The organism is Clavibacter sp. AC415 (assembly GCF_979252985.1).
This window is the reverse complement of record NZ_CEEDAR010000018.1, coordinates 113,653-131,866: the sequence shown is the minus strand read 5'-3', so window position 1 is coordinate 131,866 and position 18,214 is coordinate 113,653. Positions and strand designations below refer to the sequence as shown.

17 protein-coding genes and 6 pseudogenes are annotated in these 18,214 nt (G+C 74.7%); 8 read left to right on the top strand and 15 right to left on the bottom strand.

Annotated features, from left to right (window positions below):
* Positions 1–37 precede the first annotated feature (37 nt).
* Positions 38–250, bottom strand: coding sequence for a hypothetical protein (locus ACZ411_RS11625; protein WP_464170756.1), 213 nt, complete (start codon positions 248–250; stop codon positions 38–40).
* Between the two features lie 5 nt (positions 251–255).
* On the bottom strand, positions 256–1,071 hold the full coding sequence (locus ACZ411_RS11620) for a hypothetical protein (RefSeq protein ID WP_464170754.1): 816 nt from the start codon (positions 1,069–1,071) through the stop codon (positions 256–258).
* A 133-nt stretch (positions 1,072–1,204) separates the two neighbouring features.
* Between ACZ411_RS11620 and ACZ411_RS11615 the strand changes: the two genes are divergently transcribed.
* Entirely contained in the window at positions 1,205–2,506 is a 1,302-nt protein-coding gene (locus ACZ411_RS11615; protein ID WP_094116810.1) for an ATP-dependent DNA helicase, read from the top strand.
* Between the two features lie 64 nt (positions 2,507–2,570).
* On the opposite strand, the gene ACZ411_RS11610 is transcribed toward ACZ411_RS11615, so the two are convergent.
* The 3 genes from ACZ411_RS11610 to ACZ411_RS11600 form a co-directional block, all read right to left on the bottom strand.
* A complete protein-coding gene (locus tag ACZ411_RS11610; RefSeq protein ID WP_464170751.1) occupies positions 2,571–3,281 on the bottom strand; it encodes a hypothetical protein in 711 nt (236 codons plus the stop codon).
* Positions 3,282–3,406: 125 nt separating this feature from the next.
* Entirely contained in the window at positions 3,407–3,826 is a 420-nt protein-coding gene (locus tag ACZ411_RS11605; RefSeq protein ID WP_094116808.1) for a DUF4383 domain-containing protein, read from the bottom strand.
* A gap of 100 nt (positions 3,827–3,926) precedes the next feature.
* Entirely contained in the window at positions 3,927–4,577 is a 651-nt protein-coding gene (locus tag ACZ411_RS11600) for a dienelactone hydrolase family protein (protein ID WP_104343616.1), read from the bottom strand.
* A 56-nt stretch (positions 4,578–4,633) separates the two neighbouring features.
* Here ACZ411_RS11600 and ACZ411_RS11595 point away from each other — a divergent pair, with 56 nt between their 5' ends.
* Both ACZ411_RS11595 and ACZ411_RS11590 read left to right on the top strand, forming a co-directional pair.
* Positions 4,634–5,221, top strand: coding sequence for a DUF305 domain-containing protein (locus ACZ411_RS11595; protein WP_464170748.1), 588 nt, complete (start codon positions 4,634–4,636; stop codon positions 5,219–5,221).
* Positions 5,184–5,261 (top strand): annotated as a pseudogene (locus ACZ411_RS11590) (DUF305 domain-containing protein); the annotation flags it as partial. The gene ACZ411_RS11595 and the pseudogene ACZ411_RS11590, both read left to right, overlap by 38 nt.
* A gap of 127 nt (positions 5,262–5,388) precedes the next feature.
* Here ACZ411_RS11590 and ACZ411_RS11585 read toward each other — a convergent pair.
* From ACZ411_RS11585 to ACZ411_RS11555, 7 genes and pseudogenes are all read right to left on the bottom strand, one after another.
* Positions 5,389–6,683 (bottom strand): annotated as a pseudogene (locus tag ACZ411_RS11585) (M18 family aminopeptidase).
* Positions 6,683–7,409, bottom strand: a pseudogene (gene deoC / locus ACZ411_RS11580) (deoxyribose-phosphate aldolase). Before deoC ends, ACZ411_RS11585 begins: the two co-directional pseudogenes overlap by 1 nt.
* A 33-nt stretch (positions 7,410–7,442) precedes the next feature.
* Positions 7,443–7,694, bottom strand: a complete 252-nt coding sequence (locus ACZ411_RS11575; protein ID WP_464170746.1) for a hypothetical protein — start codon at positions 7,692–7,694, stop codon at positions 7,443–7,445.
* A gap of 93 nt (positions 7,695–7,787) precedes the next feature.
* Positions 7,788–8,060 (bottom strand): NAD(P)H-hydrate dehydratase, encoded by a 273-nt coding sequence (locus ACZ411_RS11570; RefSeq protein ID WP_464171128.1) that lies wholly within the window; start codon positions 8,058–8,060, stop codon positions 7,788–7,790.
* Positions 8,061–8,836: 776 nt separating this feature from the next.
* Positions 8,837–9,370 (bottom strand): annotated as a pseudogene (locus tag ACZ411_RS11565) (histidine phosphatase family protein); the annotation flags it as partial.
* 23 nt (positions 9,371–9,393) lie between these two features.
* Positions 9,394–10,173 carry an MBL fold metallo-hydrolase gene (locus tag ACZ411_RS11560; RefSeq protein WP_464170744.1) on the bottom strand — a complete coding sequence of 260 codons (780 nt, stop codon included), beginning with the start codon at positions 10,171–10,173 and terminating at the stop codon, positions 9,394–9,396.
* 103 nt (positions 10,174–10,276) lie between these two features.
* Complete coding sequence (locus tag ACZ411_RS11555; protein ID WP_464170742.1) at positions 10,277–11,161, bottom strand: manganese catalase; 885 nt, start codon at positions 11,159–11,161, stop codon at positions 10,277–10,279.
* Positions 11,162–11,487: 326 nt separating this feature from the next.
* Here ACZ411_RS11555 and ACZ411_RS11550 point away from each other — a divergent pair.
* From ACZ411_RS11550 to ACZ411_RS11540, 3 genes and pseudogenes are all read left to right on the top strand, one after another.
* Positions 11,488–11,715: pseudogene (locus ACZ411_RS11550) on the top strand (DUF7882 family protein); the annotation flags it as partial.
* 250 nt (positions 11,716–11,965) lie between these two features.
* Positions 11,966–12,301, top strand: coding sequence for a hypothetical protein (locus tag ACZ411_RS11545; protein ID WP_464170740.1), 336 nt, complete (start codon positions 11,966–11,968; stop codon positions 12,299–12,301).
* Positions 12,302–12,691: 390 nt separating this feature from the next.
* Complete coding sequence (locus tag ACZ411_RS11540; RefSeq protein WP_464170738.1) at positions 12,692–13,867, top strand: zinc-dependent alcohol dehydrogenase; 1,176 nt, start codon at positions 12,692–12,694, stop codon at positions 13,865–13,867.
* Positions 13,868–13,972: 105 nt separating this feature from the next.
* Here ACZ411_RS11540 and ACZ411_RS11535 read toward each other — a convergent pair whose 3' ends face one another.
* Complete coding sequence (locus ACZ411_RS11535; protein ID WP_464171126.1) at positions 13,973–14,569, bottom strand: Gfo/Idh/MocA family protein; 597 nt, start codon at positions 14,567–14,569, stop codon at positions 13,973–13,975.
* Positions 14,570–14,643: 74 nt separating this feature from the next.
* A pseudogene (locus tag ACZ411_RS11530) lies at positions 14,644–14,874 on the bottom strand (Gfo/Idh/MocA family protein); the annotation flags it as partial.
* Between the two features lie 324 nt (positions 14,875–15,198).
* Between ACZ411_RS11530 and ACZ411_RS11525 the strand changes: the two are divergent.
* Positions 15,199–16,176, top strand: a complete 978-nt coding sequence (locus ACZ411_RS11525; protein WP_464171124.1) for a LacI family DNA-binding transcriptional regulator — start codon at positions 15,199–15,201, stop codon at positions 16,174–16,176.
* A gap of 31 nt (positions 16,177–16,207) precedes the next feature.
* Here the strand turns inward: ACZ411_RS11525 and ACZ411_RS11520 are convergent, their stop codons facing one another.
* Positions 16,208–16,954, bottom strand: a complete 747-nt coding sequence (locus ACZ411_RS11520) for an SDR family oxidoreductase (RefSeq protein ID WP_464170736.1) — start codon at positions 16,952–16,954, stop codon at positions 16,208–16,210.
* Positions 16,955–17,153: 199 nt separating this feature from the next.
* Between ACZ411_RS11520 and ACZ411_RS11515 the strand changes: the two genes are divergently transcribed.
* Complete coding sequence (locus ACZ411_RS11515) at positions 17,154–18,206, top strand: hypothetical protein (protein WP_464170734.1); 1,053 nt, start codon at positions 17,154–17,156, stop codon at positions 18,204–18,206.
* Positions 18,207–18,214 lie beyond the last annotated feature (8 nt).

The window sequence follows — 18,214 nt, the reverse complement described above, 5'->3', positions numbered from 1 at the left end:
GCACCGTGACGCGACGTGAGGGTGGCGACGGCCGGGCCTAGAGGCCCTGGATCCGGACGCCCGCGTCGTCGTCGACGCTCACCCGCCAGCTGACGCTGAACGGGACGTCCTCGTCGAGGTCCTTCTCGACGCTCCCGTCGTAGAGGGAGCGGACGGGCACGTCGATGTGCGCGGTGCCGACGGTGGACGGCACGACCCAGTCGAGGTCGGCCGGGTCGTCGCTCGCGGGCTGCAGGGCGATCTCGGGCATCGAGGTCATGCTCCACACGGGCGGCGCGGTGATCCGGTCGCGGATGGACTTCCCGAACGGGCAGCCCGACGGGAACAGGACGGATCTGCGTCGTGCACTCCGTCAGGTACGGCCTCCACCTCGGTGCGCACGGACTCCACCAGCTCGTCCGTGGGCTCCGCGTCGACGCGCGCGGGCACGACGCTGCCGGGCTCGGTGACGGCGACGTCGACGTCCTCGGCCTCCAGGTACCGGGACGCGTGGTCGAGGGCGAGCGCGCCGGGGGCGAGCACGAGGTACGCGGCATCCCGCACCCGCGGCGGAACTCCCCGCCGGCCTCCGCCTCGACGGACAGGCCGTTGGCCGCGGAACGTCGACCAGGCGTGCCGGAGCTCGAGGTCGATCGCGGCCACGGGGCTCGTCTGGAACTCCCACCGCGCGAACAGGCCGAGGGCCGCGGGCAGCTCCCGCACGCGGAACGACGTGGATCCCGGCCCGGACGGCAGCGTGTAGGCGTACGTGACCGTGCGCCCGCCGCCGTCCGCGGGCTCGTCCGCGACGAGCTCGACGTCGTCGAGGGCGGGCAGCGCGCGGGCGTCGAGCAGCGCGCGGCTGCCCGTCTCCGGGAGGACGACGCCGGGCGTCGCGAGCGCGTCTCGCGGCTGTCGCCTCGGGCGAGCGCGTCGAGGTAGGTAGCGCACGAAGCCGTGCGCGCTGAAGGTGCTCTGGTTGAGCGACGCCACCGTGCCGAGGAACGTCCCGACGAGGAGCGCCGCGAGCAGGGACCACACGACGACGGCCCGGCGCAGCTCCCCGCGCGCGTCGACGGCGGGGCTCGGCATGCGGATCATCCTACGGGCGGGGGATCGACGCCTCCCCGGGCGGACGCCGGGGTAGATTCCCAGTGCGCATCCGCGCGCTGCCCGCAGCCGTGGATCCGCGCACCTCCCGTCCCCGACCCGCCAGGAGCCCCGCGTGAGCACGGTCCCCCTCTCCCCGGAGCAGGCCGCCGTCTTCCAGGCCATCGAGGGCACGCGCGACCACATCTTCGTCACGGGCCGCGCCGGCACCGGCAAGTCGACGCTCCTCACGCACCTGTCATGGAACACCGAGAAGCAGATCGTGATCTGCGCGCCCACGGGCGTCGCGGCGCTCAACGTGGGCGGGCAGACCATCCACTCCCTGTTCAAGCTGCCCATCGGCGTCATCGCCGACGAGGAGATCGAGCAGACGGGCGAGCTGCGCAAGCTCCTGAACACCATCGACACGCTCGTCATCGACGAGGTCTCCATGGTCAACGCCGACCTCGTGGACGCCATCGACCGGAGCCTCCGCCAGGCCCGGCACAAGAAGGACGTGCCGTTCGGCGGCGTGCAGGTGGTGCTGTTCGGCGACCCGTACCAGCTGGCCCCGGTGCCGGGCGACGGCGACGAGCGCGCGTACTTCGCCGACCGCTACCGCTCCATGTGGTTCTTCGACGCGAAGGTGTGGGAGGAGGCGCAGCTGCGGATCTACGAGCTCACCGAGATCCACCGGCAGCACGAGGAGGCGTTCAAGGAGATGCTGAACGCCGTGCGCCACGGGCGGGTGACCGCCGAGATCGCCGGCGTGCTCAACGCGGCCGGTGCGCGCCCGGCGCCCACCGACGGCGCCATCACGCTGGCGACGCGCAACGACACCGTGAACCGCATCAACGCCGAGGCCCTGAAGCGCCTGCCCGGCCGCTCGCTCACCGCGACCGCGGACGTGACGGGCGACTTCGGCGGCCGCACCTACCCCGCCGACGAGAAGCTCGACCTGAAGATCGGCGCGCAGGTGATGTTCCTCCGCAACGACGCCGACCAGCGGTGGGTGAACGGATCCGTCGGGGTCGTCACGCGCATCGACACCAACGTGTACGTCGAGCTCGACGGGGTCGTGCACGAGGTCGAGCCGGTCACGTGGGAGAAGCACAAGTACTCGTACTCGCCCACCACGAAGCAGCTGCGGCGCGACGTCGTGGCGGACTTCACGCAGTTCCCGCTCCGGCTGGCGTGGGCGGTCACCATCCACAAGTCGCAGGGCAAGACGTACGAGCGGGCCATCGTCGACCTGGGGTCGCGCGTGTTCAGCCCGGGGCAGACCTACGTGGCGCTCAGCCGGATCACCGACATCGACGGCCTGTTCCTCACGCGGCCGCTGCGGCCGGGCGACATCATCGTGGACGAGAACGTGCGGCGGTTCATGAGCGAGGCGACGCGGATCCGCGTGACGCCGCAGGTCGCGCCCGCGAGCTGACGCGGACGCGCTCGCCAGCCCCCGGCGCCCGGCGGCGCCCGGCGCGCCCCGAGGAGGCGTCGCGTCAGTGGCCGGAGTGCTCGTCCTCGATGCCGTCGAGGTCGACGGTGCTGTGCTGGCCGTGGGGCACGGCGAACTCGCCGGCGCGGGTGAGCGAGAGGGCCGGCGTGACGAGACCGGCGACGACGAACGCGCCGACGAGCACGCCCACGAGGTAGCGGCCGCCGGTGCGCTCCGGATCGGCGGGGGTGCCGCTCGTCGCAGCGTCAACGGCAGCGGCAGCGGCGGCGTCGGTAGGCGCGGCGGCGGACTCCGCGGGGACACGGGGGCCGGCGGCGCCCAGGGCGCCGGATCCGATGAGCGCCGCGTCGGCGGGGAACTCCGCCTCGACGGCGGTGCACGCCGCCTGGGCGTCGGTCTCGGCGCGGGACCGGAGGTGGCGGCCGACGACGGCGGCGACCAGGAGGTCGAGCAGGGTCGCGGCGAGCATGGGGATCGCGGGGAGGTCGTCCGTGATGCCGGGCGCCTGCATGACGACCGCGGCGGTCACGAGGAGCGCCCAGCCGGCCACGGGCACGAGCGCGCCGACCACGGCCCAGCCGGCCGCGGGGAGGCGGTCCGAGCGGAGGACGGCGATGGCCCAGGCGAGCTCGGCGACGCCGATGACGAGGAGGGCCACCATGGCCGCGGGCGGGGATCCCGCGCCGACGGCCAGGTGGATGAGCGCGGCGCCCAGGGCGGCGAGGGCCAGCCAGTGGCGGATGAGCAGTGACACGTGCTGGTCCCTTCGTCGTCCCGGGCGCCGCGGTGGTGCGGTGCTGCGTGCTGTGGATCTGTCGTGCGGTGATGCGGTGATGCGGTGATGCGTGACGCGCCGGGTGCGGCGGAGCGACGGCGGTCCTACGCTGCGCGGGTGGCGCGGTTGCGGACGCCCTTCTCGGCGCCGAGGCCCACGATCAGCAGCACGACGGCGCTGCCGAGGTGCAGGAAGTGGTCCGCCGTGTTGAGCGCGAGGATGTTGAAGTCGGTGTTCACGAGGAAGAAGCCGACGATGCCGAGCGCGAGGTACGCGAAGCCCACGGTGGAGTTCACGGCCTTGGCCGACGCGACGCTGGAGAGGCCGCCGATGAGGAGGGCCGCGCCGATGAGGAGGTGGGCCACGTTGTGGAACGGGTTCACCATGAAGATCCCGAGCAGCAGCCCGCCGTCGGAGGAGAAGAACCCTCCGCTCTGCGGCGGGAACAGGAAGCCGAGAAGGCCGACGAGGACGTAGACGGCGCCGAAGACGGTGCCGAGCAGGCGGTTCGGGGACGAGCTCATGATGGTGCCTCCATTGGTAGGGAAGAGCCGGGGCTTTCCCAGGCTCCTTACATTCGTACCGCTTACTCGCGGGGTTTGGTGCGGTCGCGCTACCGGATCGTCACGCGTTTCCCAGGTGCTCCGCGAGGAACGCCTCCGTGCGGCGGTAGGCGAGGGCCGCGGCGTCGGGATCCAGCCGGTCGCGGAGGCTCGCGTTCGGGAACACGGGCAGCGTGCCCGGGTAGGTGTGCGAGGTGATGGGCGTGCCGTGCTCGCGGAGCCGGCCGATGAAGGCCTCGGGCCGCTGGTCGTCCGCCCACTCGTCGTGCTCGGCGAGGTGCAGCAGCACCGCGCAGGGGATCACGCCGTGCTCCTCCGGGCCGAGGCTCGCGCAGTAGGCGACCACGGCGTCCGCGCCGCCGTCCTGCGCCTCGAGGAGCGCGAGCCAGCCGCCGGGCGCGAAGCCCACGAGGCCGACGCGCTCGGATCCGCGCGCCCGCGCCGAGTCGATGCCGTCGCGGATGGTGCCGAGCGCGAACCCGACGTCCAGCTGCGCGGCGAGCCCCGCGGCGAGGCCGTCGTCGAGCGTCCCGCGGCCGTCGTACAGGTCGGGGACGAGCACGTGGAAGCCCGCGCGGGCGAGCGCCAGCGCGTACTGGTCGAGCCAGGGGAGGCGGCCGTGGTCGTCGTGGACGAGGACCACCACCGGACGGCCCGGCTCGCCGAACTCGAGGGTGACGCCGGGATGCGGCAGGTCGACGATCTCGGGCATGGGGAGAACCTACCGGCGGGCCGTCACCCGAGCGCGCCCTGGAGGAGGATCGAGGCATGGGATACCGCTACCGGCTCACCGCCGTCACGACCGCCATCGTCCTCGCCGCCGGGCTCGCCGGCTGCTCGACCCCGCCGCGCACCCCCGAGGACGCCGCCAGCGCGAGCGCCGACGCGGCCGCCCCCACGGAGACGGAGTCCCAGGGCTGGAACCGCGCCGACCTCTCGTTCGCCGAGGAGATGGGCGACCACGCCGCCGGATCCGTCGAGCTGGCCGAGGCGGCGCTCGAGGTCACCGACCTGCCGCCCGAGGCGGAGGAGCTGGCCGTGCAGATCCGCGACGAGCAGGGGCCGCAGGCGCGGACCCTCGCGCAGCTCGCGGAGGAGTGGGGCGACGAGGAGGGCGGATCGGGCGCGAACGGCGCCGAGGACCGCGAGGAGGCCGGCGGCGCCTCCGGCCGAGGGCGGGACGGAGGAGCAGGCGCGGCCGGGGGCTCCGGATCCGCGGCCGAGACCGAGGAGATGAGCGACACCGCCTTCGACTCCGAGCTGGAGGCGCTGCGGGCCGCGAGCGGCGCGGACGCGGCTCGGCTGTTCCTGCAGGGCGCTGATCGCCCGGCACCAGGCCGCGATCGAGCTGGCTGACGGGGAGTCGCAGCTGGGCACGTCCTCCGAGGCCCTGGAGCTGGCCGCGACGATGTCGTCGACGCAGGGCGAGCAGCTCGCCAGGATGCAGGCGCTGCTCGGGTCGATCGGCGGCGTCGTCCTGCCGGTGAGGCCGGGCCCGGCGCGGACGGCGTCGGGCCGGGCGCTCAGGCCGCCGGGCGGAGGAACGCGGCGGCCGCCGCGGCGAGGTGGCCGGGGTCGTCGGCGCCGCACAGCTCGCGGGCCGAGTGCATCGACAGCAGCGGGATGCCGACGTCGACCGTGCGGATCCCGAGGCGCGTCGCCGTGATGGGGCCGATGGTCGAGCCGCACGGCACCGCGTTGCTGGACACGAACTCCTGGTACGGGACCCCGGCGCGCTCGCAGGCGAGCGCCCACTCGCGGGCGCCGACGCCGTCGGTCGCGTAGCGCTGGTTCGCGTTGATCTTCAGCAGCGGGCCGCCGTTCGGCACGGGCCGGTTGGCCGGGTCGTGGCGGTCCGGGTGCGCTCGGGTGCACCGCGTGCCCGGCGTCGGCCGACAGGCACCAGGAGGCGGCGAAGGCGCGGCGGCGCTCCTCCGATGCCGCGCCGAGGCCGGCGGAGACGCGGCCGAGCACGTCCTCGAGGACGGGGCCGGCGGCGCCCGACGCGGTCGCGGATCCGACCTCCTCGTGGTCGAAGGCGGCGAGCACGGCGATGGGCGCGTCCGCGTCCTCCTCGGCCGCGGCCAGCTCGAGGAGGGCGGCGAGGCCCGCGTGCACGGAGCTGAGGTTGTCCATGCGCCCGGCGGCGAACAGCGCGCCGTCGAGCCCGAGGGCGCCGGGCGCCTGCGTGTCGGCGACGCCCACGTCGTAGCCGAGCACGTCGTCCGCCGCGACGCCCGCGAGACCGGCCAGGTGGCCCAGCACGTCGTGGGCGGCGGGGGAGCCGACGGCGAGGACGGGCGACATGTGCCGCTGCGGGTCCAGGCGGAGCCCTTCCGTGTTCACGCCCCGGTCGAGGTGGACGGCCAGCTGCGGGAAGCGCAGGAGCGGACCGGTGCGCACGAGGTGGCGTCGACCGTCGCGGGTGACGAGGCGGCCGGCGAGCTCGAGATCGCGGTCGAGCCAGGAGTTGAGCAGGGGGCCGCCGTAGACCTCGACGCCCGCCTGCACCCAGCCGTCGGACCCGATGGTGGGCTTCGGCTTCAGCTTGAAGCCGGGGGAGTCGGTGTGGGCGCCCAGCACGCGGAAGGGGGTGGTGGCGTGGGCGCCCGCGGGCTGGATCCACGCGAGGAGCGCGCCGTCGCGCACGACGTAGCGCCGGCCCGGGCCGGTGGGCCATGCGTCGCGCTCGTCGAGGCCGGTGAGAGCCCGCCGCGTCGAGCCGACGCGCGGCCTCGGCGACGGCGTGGAACGACGAGGGCGAGGCCTGGATGTAGCGGCCGAGGTCGGCGAGGTGCGCGGGGCGGTCCGCGGGCATCAGTACCCGCTCGATCCCAGCGCGCCGTTCTCGGGCGTCTGCACGGGGCCCGCGAGCACGACCGCGCTGCCGGAGACGCCGAGACGCGTCGCGCCTGCCTCGATCATCTGCACGGCCGTCTCGTACCGTGCGGATGCCGCCGGATGCCTTGACGCCCGCGCGGCCCGCGACCGTGCGGCTCATCAGCTCGACCGCGTGCACGGTGGCGCCGCCGGTCGGGTGGAACCCGGTGGACGTCTTGACGAAGTCGGCCCCCGCGGCGACGGCCGCCTGGCAGACGGCGACGATCTGGTCGTCGTCGAGCGCGGCGGACTCGATGATGACCTTCAGCACCGCGGGTGCGGGCACCGCCTCGCGGACGGCGCGGATGTCGGCCTCGACGTCGGCGAAGCGGCCCTCGCGGGCGGCGCCCACGTCGATGACCATGTCGACCTCGTCGGCGCCCTGGCGGACGGAGAGCGCGGCCTCGGCGGCCTTGACCTCGCTGTGGTGCTTGCCGCTGGGGAAGCCGCACACGACGGCGACCCGGAGGTCGGATCCCCGCGGGCAGCTCGAGGGGCAGCATCGACGGCGAGACGCACACCGAGTACGTGCCGAGCTCGACGGCCTCGGCGACCAGCGCGGCGACCTCGTCGCGCGTGGCCCCTCGGGCTTCAGGAGCGTGTGGTCGATGATGCGGGCGATCGCGGCGGTGTCGGTCGCGGGCGTGGACGGGCTGGTGCTCATGCGGGATTCCTCACGTCGTGCGGGACCTCGATCCTACGGGCGGGGTCGCGCGGGACCCCGCCCGGAGGATCCGACGCGGATCAGGAGTAGTCGGCGCCCGGGATGCCCGCGGGACGGTGAGACGTAGCCGTCGGCGTCCGCGTCGAGCTCCCAGACGATCTCCTCCTCGGTGAGCGAGGTGGCGCGCGTGAAGCTCTTCACGGGCTCGCCGTTGATGAGCTCGACCTCGGCCTCCTCGGTGCCGTCGGGGCCGACCAGCTGTGCGGTGTACGTCGAATCAGTCATGACCCGACCCTACGACCGTCGCGACGCGGTGACCGGGCCCGGGCGGGATCCCCAGCGGATGCCCGACCGCGGCCACCGCCCAGGCGCCCCGCCTCAGGCCTCCAGCTCCACGAGCACGCGCGGCAGCTCCACGAGCAGCTCGCTCGCGAGGTAGCCGAGCGGCCCGACCTGCACCGCGAGGCGATCGCCGGCGGCCGCGTACGCATGCGTGGCCCACACGGCGGCCTGGGCGGGATCGGCGCCGCGCGCGCAGAGGCCCGCCACCGCGCCGCCGAGCACGTCGCCGGATCCCGACGTGCCGAGGCCGCGCCCGCCCGCGCCGACGCTCCACGCGCGCCCGTCGGGGGCGGCGACCACGCCGCCCATCGTGACCACGGCGGCGTAGTCGCGGGCGATCTCCCGCGCGTCCGCCAGCGCGTCCTCGCCCGCCTCGCGCCCCGAGCAGGCGCTCGGCCTCGGAGGGAGTTCGGCGTCAGCACGAGCCGGCCGGCGAGGTGCGCCGCGGACTCGCGACAGGCGGGGAGGACGCCCAGCGCGTAGGCGTCGAGCACCACGACGGCGTCCTCCGGCACGAGCGTGGCGAGGCGGCGGACCATCCGCTCGGCCTCGTCGGCGTCGTCGAGGCCCGGTCCCACGAGGACCGCGTCGGCGGAGGCGAGGTCGGCGTCCGCCGCGCACGTGCCCGGCTGCGGTCTCCTCGAGCGGCACGACGCCGCTCTCGGGGACGGCGACGCCGGGCTTCGGTGGACGGTGCCGACGACCCCGACCGCGAGGGTCAAGGCGGCCAGGCGCCGACGCGCAGGGCGGCGAGGCCCGCGATCATGGCGGCGCCGGGCGACCGCAGCGCCCCGCCGACGACCACCACCTGGCCGCGGCCGTACTTCGACCCCGCCGGGCTCCGGCAGGGCCCAGGCGCGCAGCCCGGCCGGCGTCACGACCTCCGCCGGCGCCTCCGCGCGGCCCTCACCGTCCTGGCTCATCGGGTTCCCCTCCGTGCTCGGTGACGGGGGCGCCCTGCCCGTCGAGGTGCTCCGTGGCCGAGAAGACCCGGGAGGGTCGCAGGGCCCGTGCGGGACGGGCCGCTCGAGGATCGTGACGGACGCGTTCGCCACGGTGTGCTTCGCCTGGAAGGCCAGGAGCTCGGCCTCGGTGAGCCCCAGGCACACGTCGAGGAAGAGCATGACCACGGCGTCGTGCGTGGTGAGGAGGGCGCGGCCGTCGGCGGCGGCGACCTCGGGATCCTGCAGGAACGACCGCACGCGCAGCGCCACGTCGGCCCACGACTCCCCGCCGGGCGGCCGGTCGGAGACCTTGCCCAGCCAGCGGCGGCGCGTGTCCTCCTCCGGGTGGCGGGCGGCGACGCCCCGGGCGGTGAGGAGGTCGAGGATCCCCAGCTCGCGGTCCCGGAGCCGCTCGTCGGACCGTACCTCCGCGGCGGTGCCCGCCTCGGCCAGCGCGATGCCCGCCGTGCTGCGCGCCCGCAGGTAGGTGGAGGACCAGACGGCGGTCGGCACGTCCGCCCGGCTCGCGAACCACTGCCCGAGGGCGCGCGCCTGCGCCTCTCCGGTGTCGGAGAGCGGCACGTCCGGATCGCGGTGGTCGACCTGGATCGCCTCGGCGCCGTCGCGGTCGGCGCGGCTCGCGGCGACGTTGGCGGTGCTCTCGCCGTGCCGCACGAGCCACAGCTCGGTGAGGCCGGTCACGCGGGGCCGGCCGAGCGCGCGGCGGAGACGGCGGAGCGGATCCCGTTCCGCCAGGGGGCGCCGTGCCCGGGCAGCACGAGGCGCGCGTCGGTGTCCTCCAGGGCGGCGAGCGAGCGGAGCGCCCGGCCGCTGTCCGCGGTGGCGGCGCCGGCGACGATGCGGCAGCCGGTGCGTCCGGTGTACGGGTCGAGGGTCACGAGGGCGTCGCCCGTGAGGAGCGCGTCGCGGTCGGGGAGGTGGAGCGCGACGTGGCCGTCGGTGTGGCCGGGGGTGGGGATCGCGATCGGGCGTCCGGGGACCTCGAGCGGTCCGGCGGCGATGCCGACCGTGCCGTCCACGCCCTCGACGCGCAGGGCGCCCGCGGCCGCCATGGCCGCGACCACGGGGATCGCGCGGCCGTGGCGGAGCGGGGACGCGAACGGCGTGCGCTCGCGGCGGTAGGAGTACGGGTGGCGGGCGATGCCGGCGTCGTCCGGGTGCACGTGCACGGGCACGCCGAGCTCGCGGGCGGCGCGGGCGGCGGATCCGACGTGGTCGAAGTGCCCGTGGGTGAGCACGACGGCGCGCACGTCGTCGGGCGTCCGGCCGATCGCGGCGAGGGAGCGCAGCAGATGCGGCCACGTGTCGGGGAACGCCGTGTCGACGAGGGTGACGCCGTCGTCGTCCTCGACCAGGTACGCGTTCACGTAGGCATGCGCGAGCAGGTGGATCCCCGGAGCGACGTCCCGGGTGAGCACGGGGGACGACGGGCGGGGTGGGGTGCCGGTGCGGATCATGCGGTCCTCTCGGAGGTTGGTCCGCGGACGCGGCCGGGCGGCCGGCCCCGTGGGGGTCGGCCGCCGGTCGTGCGTCGCGGGTCGTGCGGCGGTCGGCCGCAGGTCACTCGGGCGTCACGGCGTCCTTCACGGCGCCGGCGGCCTTCTTCAGCAGCCCCGGGTCCTTCGGCGGGATGGTGCCGTGGAGGAGGGGGTTCCCGACGGGCGGCGCGGGCATCGGGACCGTGGTGGTCGGGCCGTCGTGGTACGTGAACGTGCCCTTGCCGTCCGGGGCGGGGCCGGACGCCCAGGAGCCCTCGGCGGCGGCGGGGCCGTTCGAGAAGTTGAGGTACTGGTACGACACCTCGCGGTCCTCGAGGTCGAGGGGGAAGTCGCTCGGCACGGGCAGGTCCTCGGTGCCCTCGGCGCGGAGCTCCGCGATGGCGGCGGTCCACTGGTTCTGGTGCATGGTGTCGCGGGCGAGGAGGAAGGACAGGAGGTCCTTCACGCCACGGTCGTCGGTCATGTGGTAGAGCCGGGCGACCTGGATCCGCCCCTGCATCTCGGCGTTCGCGTTGGCCGTGAAGTCGGCCAGCAGGTTGCCGCTGCAGGTGACGTAGGAGCCCTGCCAGGGGTTCCCGTTGCTGTCGACCGGGCGCGCGCCGGCGCCCGCGACGATGGCGTGCTGGATGTCCATGCCGCCGATGACCGCGGCGAGCGTCGGGTCCTTCATCGCGTCCTCGGTCTCCTCGACCGGCGCGGTCTCGAGCAGCTTCGCGATCATGATCGCGAGCATCTCGACGTGGCCGAACTCCTCGGCGCCGATCCCGTAGAGCATGTCGCGGTACTTGCCGGGGAGCTTCGAGTTCCAGGACTGGAAGCCGTACTGCATCGCCACGGAGATCTCGCCGTACTGGCCGCCGAGCACCTCCTGGAGGTGACGGGCGTAGATGGGGTCGGGCTTGTCGGGGGACGCGCTGTGCTGCAGCTCCTGCTTGTGGAAGAACATGGAGGGGTCTCTCCTCGTCGTCGGCGTCGCGGTCCGGAGCGACCGCGCTCTCCATCCACCGTTCGCCGCTCCCCGAGGCGGTGCCTACCCCCTTGACAGGTCCCGCGGCGGCGTCCCGGGCGTGTCCCCCGGCCGGACGCGCCCCCGACGAGCGCCCACGGTGCCCCCGCTCCACTACCACATGCCGGTCGGTCCGACGCACGAGCCGGATCCCGACGGCATGGCTGGCATAGTGGGTGGGCACGGCCGAAGCTCAGCGCCGCTCTCTGGCCCCCTCTCCGTCGGCGCGGGGCCCGAGAGCTCGCGAGGGGGACACGGGATCGATCATGGGCACGTTCAAGTACGACTCGACGCTGACGGCGGAGTTCGACGACCGCCTGCTCGCGCACCTGCAGCTCGTCATCGGCGCGAAGCTGCGCCGCGGGGAGGCGTTCTACTTCTCCTGGCGCGACGACGTGGAGGTCGGCGACGGGCGCACCACCATCTGGATGCACAACTCGCTGCCCCTGGTGTTCAAGTACCACGGCAGCCGGGTGCCGCCCATCAACCGCAAGTGGGTGGACGCCCTCATGACGACGGCCAACAGCCCGGGCGGCCTGCTGATCCTGCGCGAGCCCCGGAGGACGAGCCCCGGGACGACGCGCGCTGACGCACTCGCCCACGCTCTCGAACAGGTCCACCATCGGGGGATAGACCCCACGCCCTCCTGGTGTCAACCCCCCGGGGAGCATTGGGGAGCAGCCGTCTCTGCTGTCATCGTGATGTCGGGGACAGCCGATCCGGCTCCCGGGGATGAGGGACGACATGCAGGGCACGGGGGCGGACGACACGGGCGACCTCGTCCAGTCGTCCGCGAGCGAGGTGCTCCCCGCACGCCCCCTCGGTCCCGTCCGCAGCCCCACGGAGCAGGCCCGGTTCGTCGCCGGCTACTTCGGCTGGTCCATCACGGGCGACGCGATCCGCGGCACGGGCGTCGACGGCGGCGCCGTGGCGCTCTTCATCGAGGACCTCGCGGCGGCGCTCGCCGAGCTCGGCTGGATCTCCCCGTGCGGCATCCGCTGGGACCGGCTGCCCTTCCGCGAGGACGAGGCCGCGCACGCGCTGCGCGCCGTGCAGCGCGCGCACGGCTGGGACGTCTGACCCCGTCGCCGTGCATCCGCCGGGAGCGTCGTCAAGCCCCTGTGCGTTTCTCCACCTGCGGAGCACACTCTGACCACGAGGCCGCAGCGGGCTCGGGCGCTTGAGGGTTGTCGAGAGTCCTCCTATGCAGTCCGGACCGCCGAACGAGGCCCTCCAGATCCGCCCCGGATCGGTCGTGTCGTGGACGACCGAGACCCGGGGCGGATCGTTCGTCCCCGCACGCGCGTCCCACGTGGCCGCGCCCCGCCGTCCGCCGCGCCTCCTCCCGCCGCGCCCGGCCGACGCCGCTGCCTGGACGCCGCCTGCCGGTCGCTTGGCGTGCCGCCGCCGCGGGCGTTGTGTGGGACAAGCGCCTGTCCCACGAGGATCCGGCGCTCGAGAAGGAGCACCATGAAGGCACTCACCTGGCAGGGCATCCACGACGTCGAGGTCCAGGACGTCGCGGACCCCCGCATCGAGCACGACACCGACGCGGTCATCCGCATCACCTCCACCGCCATCTGCGGGTCCGACCTGCACCTCTACGAGGTCTTCGGCCCGTTCCTCGACAAGGGCGACGTGCTGGGCCACGAGAACATGGGCGTCGTCGAGGAGGTCGGCGCGGGCGTCACCCGCGTGAAGGTGGGGGACCGCGTCGTCGTCCCGTTCGTCATCGCCTGCCGCGACTGCTTCATGTGCGACCGGGGCCTGTTCACGCAGTGCGAGACCACGCAGGTGCGGGCCCAAGGCAGCGGCGCGTCCCTGTACGGGTTCAGCGAGCTGTACGGATCCGTCCCCGGCGGCCAGGCGGAGCGCCTGCGCATGCCGCTCGCGGACGCCAACGCGATCGTCGTCGGCACCGAGCTGCCGGACGAGCGCTACCTGTTCCTCAGCGACATCCTCCCCACCGCCTGGCAGGGCGTGCAGTACGCGGCCGTCCCCGAGGGCGGCACGCTCGGCGTGATGGGCCTCGGCCCCGTCGGGCAGTTCGCGGCGCGCATCGGGAAGCACCTCGGCTACCGCGTGATCGCCGTGGATCCCGTCCCCGAGCGCCGCGCGATGGCCGAGCGCCACGGCGTCGAGACGCTCGACCTCACCGACGACGTGGTCGACCGCCTGCGGGAGCTCGCCGACGGGCGCGGGCCGGACTCGGTCGTGGACGCGGTCGGCATGGAGGCGCACGGCAGCCCTGTCGCGTCGTTCGCGCAGAAGGCGGCCGGCATCCTCCCCGACGGCATCGCGAAGAAGGTCATGGACACGGCGAGCGTCGACCGCCTCGCGGCCCTGCACACGGCGTTCGACGCGGTCCGCCGCGGCGGCACCGTCTCCATCAGCGGGGTCTACGGCGGCGAGGCCGACCCGATGCCCATGAAGTCGCTGTTCGACAAGCAGGTGGCGATCCGCATGGGCCAGTGCAACGTGCAGCACTGGATCGACGACCTGCTGCCCCTCGTCGAGGACCCGGCCGATCCGCTCGGCGTCATGGACCTCGTCACCCACACGGCGCCGCTCGCGGACGCGGCGCGCATGTACGGGATCTTCCAGGAGAAGGAGGACGGCTGCATCAAGGTGGTGCTGAAGCCGTAGCCTCCCCGCTCCGCCGGCCGGCCGCGTCCCTCGGGGCGCGGCCGTCGTCGTGCCGGCCGCGGCATCGCACCCGCGCCCCAGCCCGGTGAGGGTCGCGGCGGCGCGTCAGCGCGCGCCGATCTCCGCGAGGATCCGGTCCATCAGCTCGGCGAGGTCGACGGACGCGGCGTGCGGCATCTCCGCGCACTCGACCCGCCCCGCCCGGATCGCGTCGCGCGCCGCCCGGATCATGGGCACGTCGCCGCGGCCCTCGATCTCGTGCTCCTGCCGCTCGGGCTCCCCGTCGGCGGGGACGATCGCGAGCCCGGTCGAGGCGAGGAACAGCGGGTCCACCTCGATCCGGCCGGCCGTGCCGCTCACGGTGGCACCCGTGGGGAGCGCGGCGACGAGCGAGCAGGCGAGCGTCGCCTGGCGGCCGTCGGGCCAGCCGAGGAGGATCGCGACCTCGGTGTCGACGCCGCCGTCGATCACCGTGCCGACCGCCGCGACCGAGGAGGGCGCGCCGAACAGGCCGTGCGCGAAGGCGAGCGGGTAGACGCCCATGTCGAGCAGCGTGCCGCCGCCGACCGCGGGGTCCCAGAGGCGGCCCGCGCCGGTCTCGGTGACGAACCCGAACGACGCGGAGACGGCGCGTGGATCCCGATGCGGCCGTCCGCGATCGCGGCGCGCACGGCGAGGAACCCGGGCGAGAACGCCATCCAGACGGCCTCGAGGAAGAGCAGGCCCTCGGCGCGGGCGAGGTCCACGAGGGCGCGGGTGTCGGCGGCCGTGGTGGTGGCGGGCTTCTCGCAGAGCACGTGCTTGCCGGCCCGGAGAGCGGCCTCGGCCTGCGCGCGGTGCAGCGTGTGCGGGGTGGCGACGTAGACGGCGTCGACCCCGTCGTCGGCGAGGAGCTCCTCGAGGGTGTCGTGGATGCGCGCGATCCCGTGGGCGGCGGCCAGCGCCTCGGAGCTCGCCCGGGTGCGGGAGTGCACGGCGACGACCTCGACGCCCGGCACGAGCAGCATGTCGGGGACGACCGAGGTCGCGATGCCGGCGGCGCCGACGACGCCCCAGCGGACGGGCCGGTCGGCATCGGGTGCGGCGGCGGAGGAGGGTGCGGGCGGCATCGTCGTCGACATGCATCGACCCTAGGCGCCTCCGGCCGCGGCGGGCCGGCCCCGGCCGATGCGGGCGGCCGCCGGATCGGGTCGGCGGTGCCGGAGGTCCGCTCGATCCCGGGGCGCGCCCGGCCGTACACTCGGATGAGCCGTGCGACGCCTGATCCGTCGAGCGCCGACCCGAGGGGGACCGTGGCCGTCAACGCCGAGAAGGGCCCTCCCACCCTGGAGATGGTCGGTGCGCTCGCCGGCGTCAGCCGGGCCACCGTCTCGCGGGTGGTCAACGGCTCCGACCGGGTCGCGCCCGCGGTGGTCACCGCCGTCAACGCCGCCATCGCGCAGCTCAACTACGTGCCCAACCGCGCCGCTCGCTCGCTCGCGGGGCGCCGCACCAACGCGTTGGCGCTCGTGATGCCGGAGCAGACCGCGCGCGTGTTCGCGGACCCGTTCTTCGCGGCGCTCATCCAGGGCGCGATGACGCACCTCGCCGCCACCGAGTACACGCTCACGCTCCTCATCTCCTCGCCCGCGCAGGCCGAGAAGACGCGGCGGTTCCTCCTCGGCGGCAACGTCGACGGGGTGCTCGTCGTGTCGCACCACTCGGGCGACGCGACCTTCAGCGGGCTCCGCGACCGGCTGCCGGTCGTGTTCGCGGGCCGGCCGCTCCGGCAGGACGACCGGGAGGCGCCCACGGTCGACGTCGACAACGTGGGGGCCGCGCGCGCCGCGACCGAGCACCTCATCCAGCGCGGGCGCACCCGCATCGCCGCGGTCGCCGGCCGGCAGGACATGCCTGCGGGCATCGACCGGCTGCGCGGGTTCCGCGAGGCGATGGCGGCGGCGGGCCTGGATCCCGCCCTCGTCGCGTTCGGCGACTTCTCGCCCGCCTCCGGTGCCGACGCCATGCGCACGCTGCTCGCGCGCGGCGAGCCCGTCGACGGCGTGTTCGCCGCGAGCGACCAGATGGCCGCCGGCGTCTACGCGGAGCTGCGCGAGCACGGCCTGCGCGTCCCCGAGGACGTGGCGGTGGTCGGCTTCGACGACGACTACTTCGCCGAGTCGGCCGTGCCCGCGCTCACCACCGTCCGCCAGCCCAACCAGGAGTTCGGGCAGAAGATGGCCGAGGTGCTCGTGCGGCTGGTGGCCGGCGAGGAGGTGGATCCGCTCACGCTGATGCCGACCACGCTGGTGGTGCGGCAGAGCAGCTAGCTGCGGACCGCCGCTCGGCGCGGGCTGCCCGCTAGCGCCCGCTGAGCAGCGCCAGCATCTCGTCGTGGCGGTTGTCGCGCTCGGCGAAGCGGAGGCCGTGCACGTCCTGCACGAGGATCTCCTCGTCCTCGGGGCGTGCCTGCAGGATCCCCATCACCTCGTCGAGGAAGTCCTCGAGCGGCAGCGCATCGCCCGCCTCCGCCTGGCCGGGCATGAGCGCGGTCTGCACCTTGGGCGGCACCAGCTCGATCACCTCGACCGACGAGCCGGCGAGCTGCGCGCGGAGGCTCTGCGTGTACGAGTGCACGGCCGCCTTCGTCGCGTTGTACGTGGGGGTGACGGGCAGCGGCACGAACGCGAGGCCCGACGAGACGGTCATGAGGGTGGCCTCGTCGCCGGCGAGGAGGACCGGCAGGAACGCGTCGACCGTGCGGATGGTGCCGAGGAGGTTCGTCGCGATGATCGCCTCCGCCGTCACCTGGTGCGCGGGGTCGCGGAGGTCCTCGGCCTGCATGATGCCGGCCATGGTGATCACGGCGTCGAGGTCGGGGTGGGTCACGGCCAGCTCGTCGCGGGCGGCGAGGATCGAGGCGGGATCGGCGACGTCGAGCACCACCCCGGCCATGCCGTCGTGCTGCGCGGTGATCTCCTCGAGCAGGTCGGCGCGGCGCCCCGCGATGACGACGCGGTTGCCCGCCGCGTGGAACCGCTCGGCGAGGCCACGGCCGATGCCCGAGGTGCTTCCGGTGATGAGGACGGTGCGGCCGGTGATTCTCATGGGGCTCCTTCGCTGCGCGGGGGCGCGGCGTGCGGTTCGGGTGGTGGGTCGAGTGTGGACCCTCGCGGTGGCCGGTGGTGGGGGCGCGCGGGTGAGCGGCGAGGATCCGGCGGGCGTTCACCTGCCCGTCCCGCGCGGGGCATCATCGCCGCCCGTCGACCGCTAGCGTCAACGGGTGAGCACAGGCGGCACGGATCCCATGGCACCCCGCGCGACGACGACGCATCCACGGCGATCCCGCGGCCTGGTCCTCCTCCTCGTGCTCCTCACCGCGGGCACGGCGGTGCTGCTCGGCGCCGGGCTGTGGTCCGCGATCGCGGCGATCGACGCCGACGGCGTCTTCGCGGCCGTCCTCGTCCAGCTGGTGGCGGGCGTCATGGCGCTGAGCCTCGCGCTCTCCCTCGGACAGCTCGAGGCGCACCGGGCGGTGGGCCCGCCCGAGGAGGCGGAGCGCCCACCCGTCGCGCTGATCGTGTGGGGCGGGATCACCGCGCTGCTCGCCGTGGCCTCGGCGGTCGCGGCCGTCATCGCGGGGATCCCCGCGGTCCTCACCGTCGGCGTCCTCCTGGGACTCGTCGGCATGGCCGCGTGCAGCTGGCTCCTCGGGCAGCGCGCGCGCCTCGGATCCCAGGCCCGCGAGGAGGAGGCGCGCGCCGCCGGTGCGGGCCCCGCGCCCGACCTCGACTGGACGCCCGCGGTGCTGCGCCGCAAGGTGCGCACGATCGTGCTGGTCGGCCTCGTCGGGGCGGCCGCGGGCCTGGTCGCGGTCCTGCTCCTCGGGGACGCGTTCGACGACGGCGTCGGCATCGCGGCGGCCCTGGCGGTCGTGCTCCAGCTGGCGTTCCTCGCCGCCGCGGTCACCAGCGCCGTCGTCTCGCGCCCGGCGCTGACGGCCATGGCGCCCATCACGCGCGACCTCAGCGCGGCCGAGCGGAAGGCGGTCGGCCGGCGCACCAAGGGCACGGGCGAGCCGCTCGCGCCACGGCTCGAGCGACGGGCGGCGCGCCTGGCCGCGGTCTCCCTGGTCGGGCAGGGGTTTCAGCTCGCCACGGCGTCGCTGATCATGGCCTCCAGCGCGATGACGTTCGTGCGGCTCGGGCTCGATGGGCCCCTCCTCGTCGTGGTGATCGCGGTCGTGGTCGCGTTCGTCGCCTTCCTCCCGTACGTCGTGATCGACGCGCGTCGACGCAGGCGCTACGTCGCGTCCACCCGGGAGCTCGCGCGGTCGACGCCCGATACCGTCGACGCATGAGCGCGAAG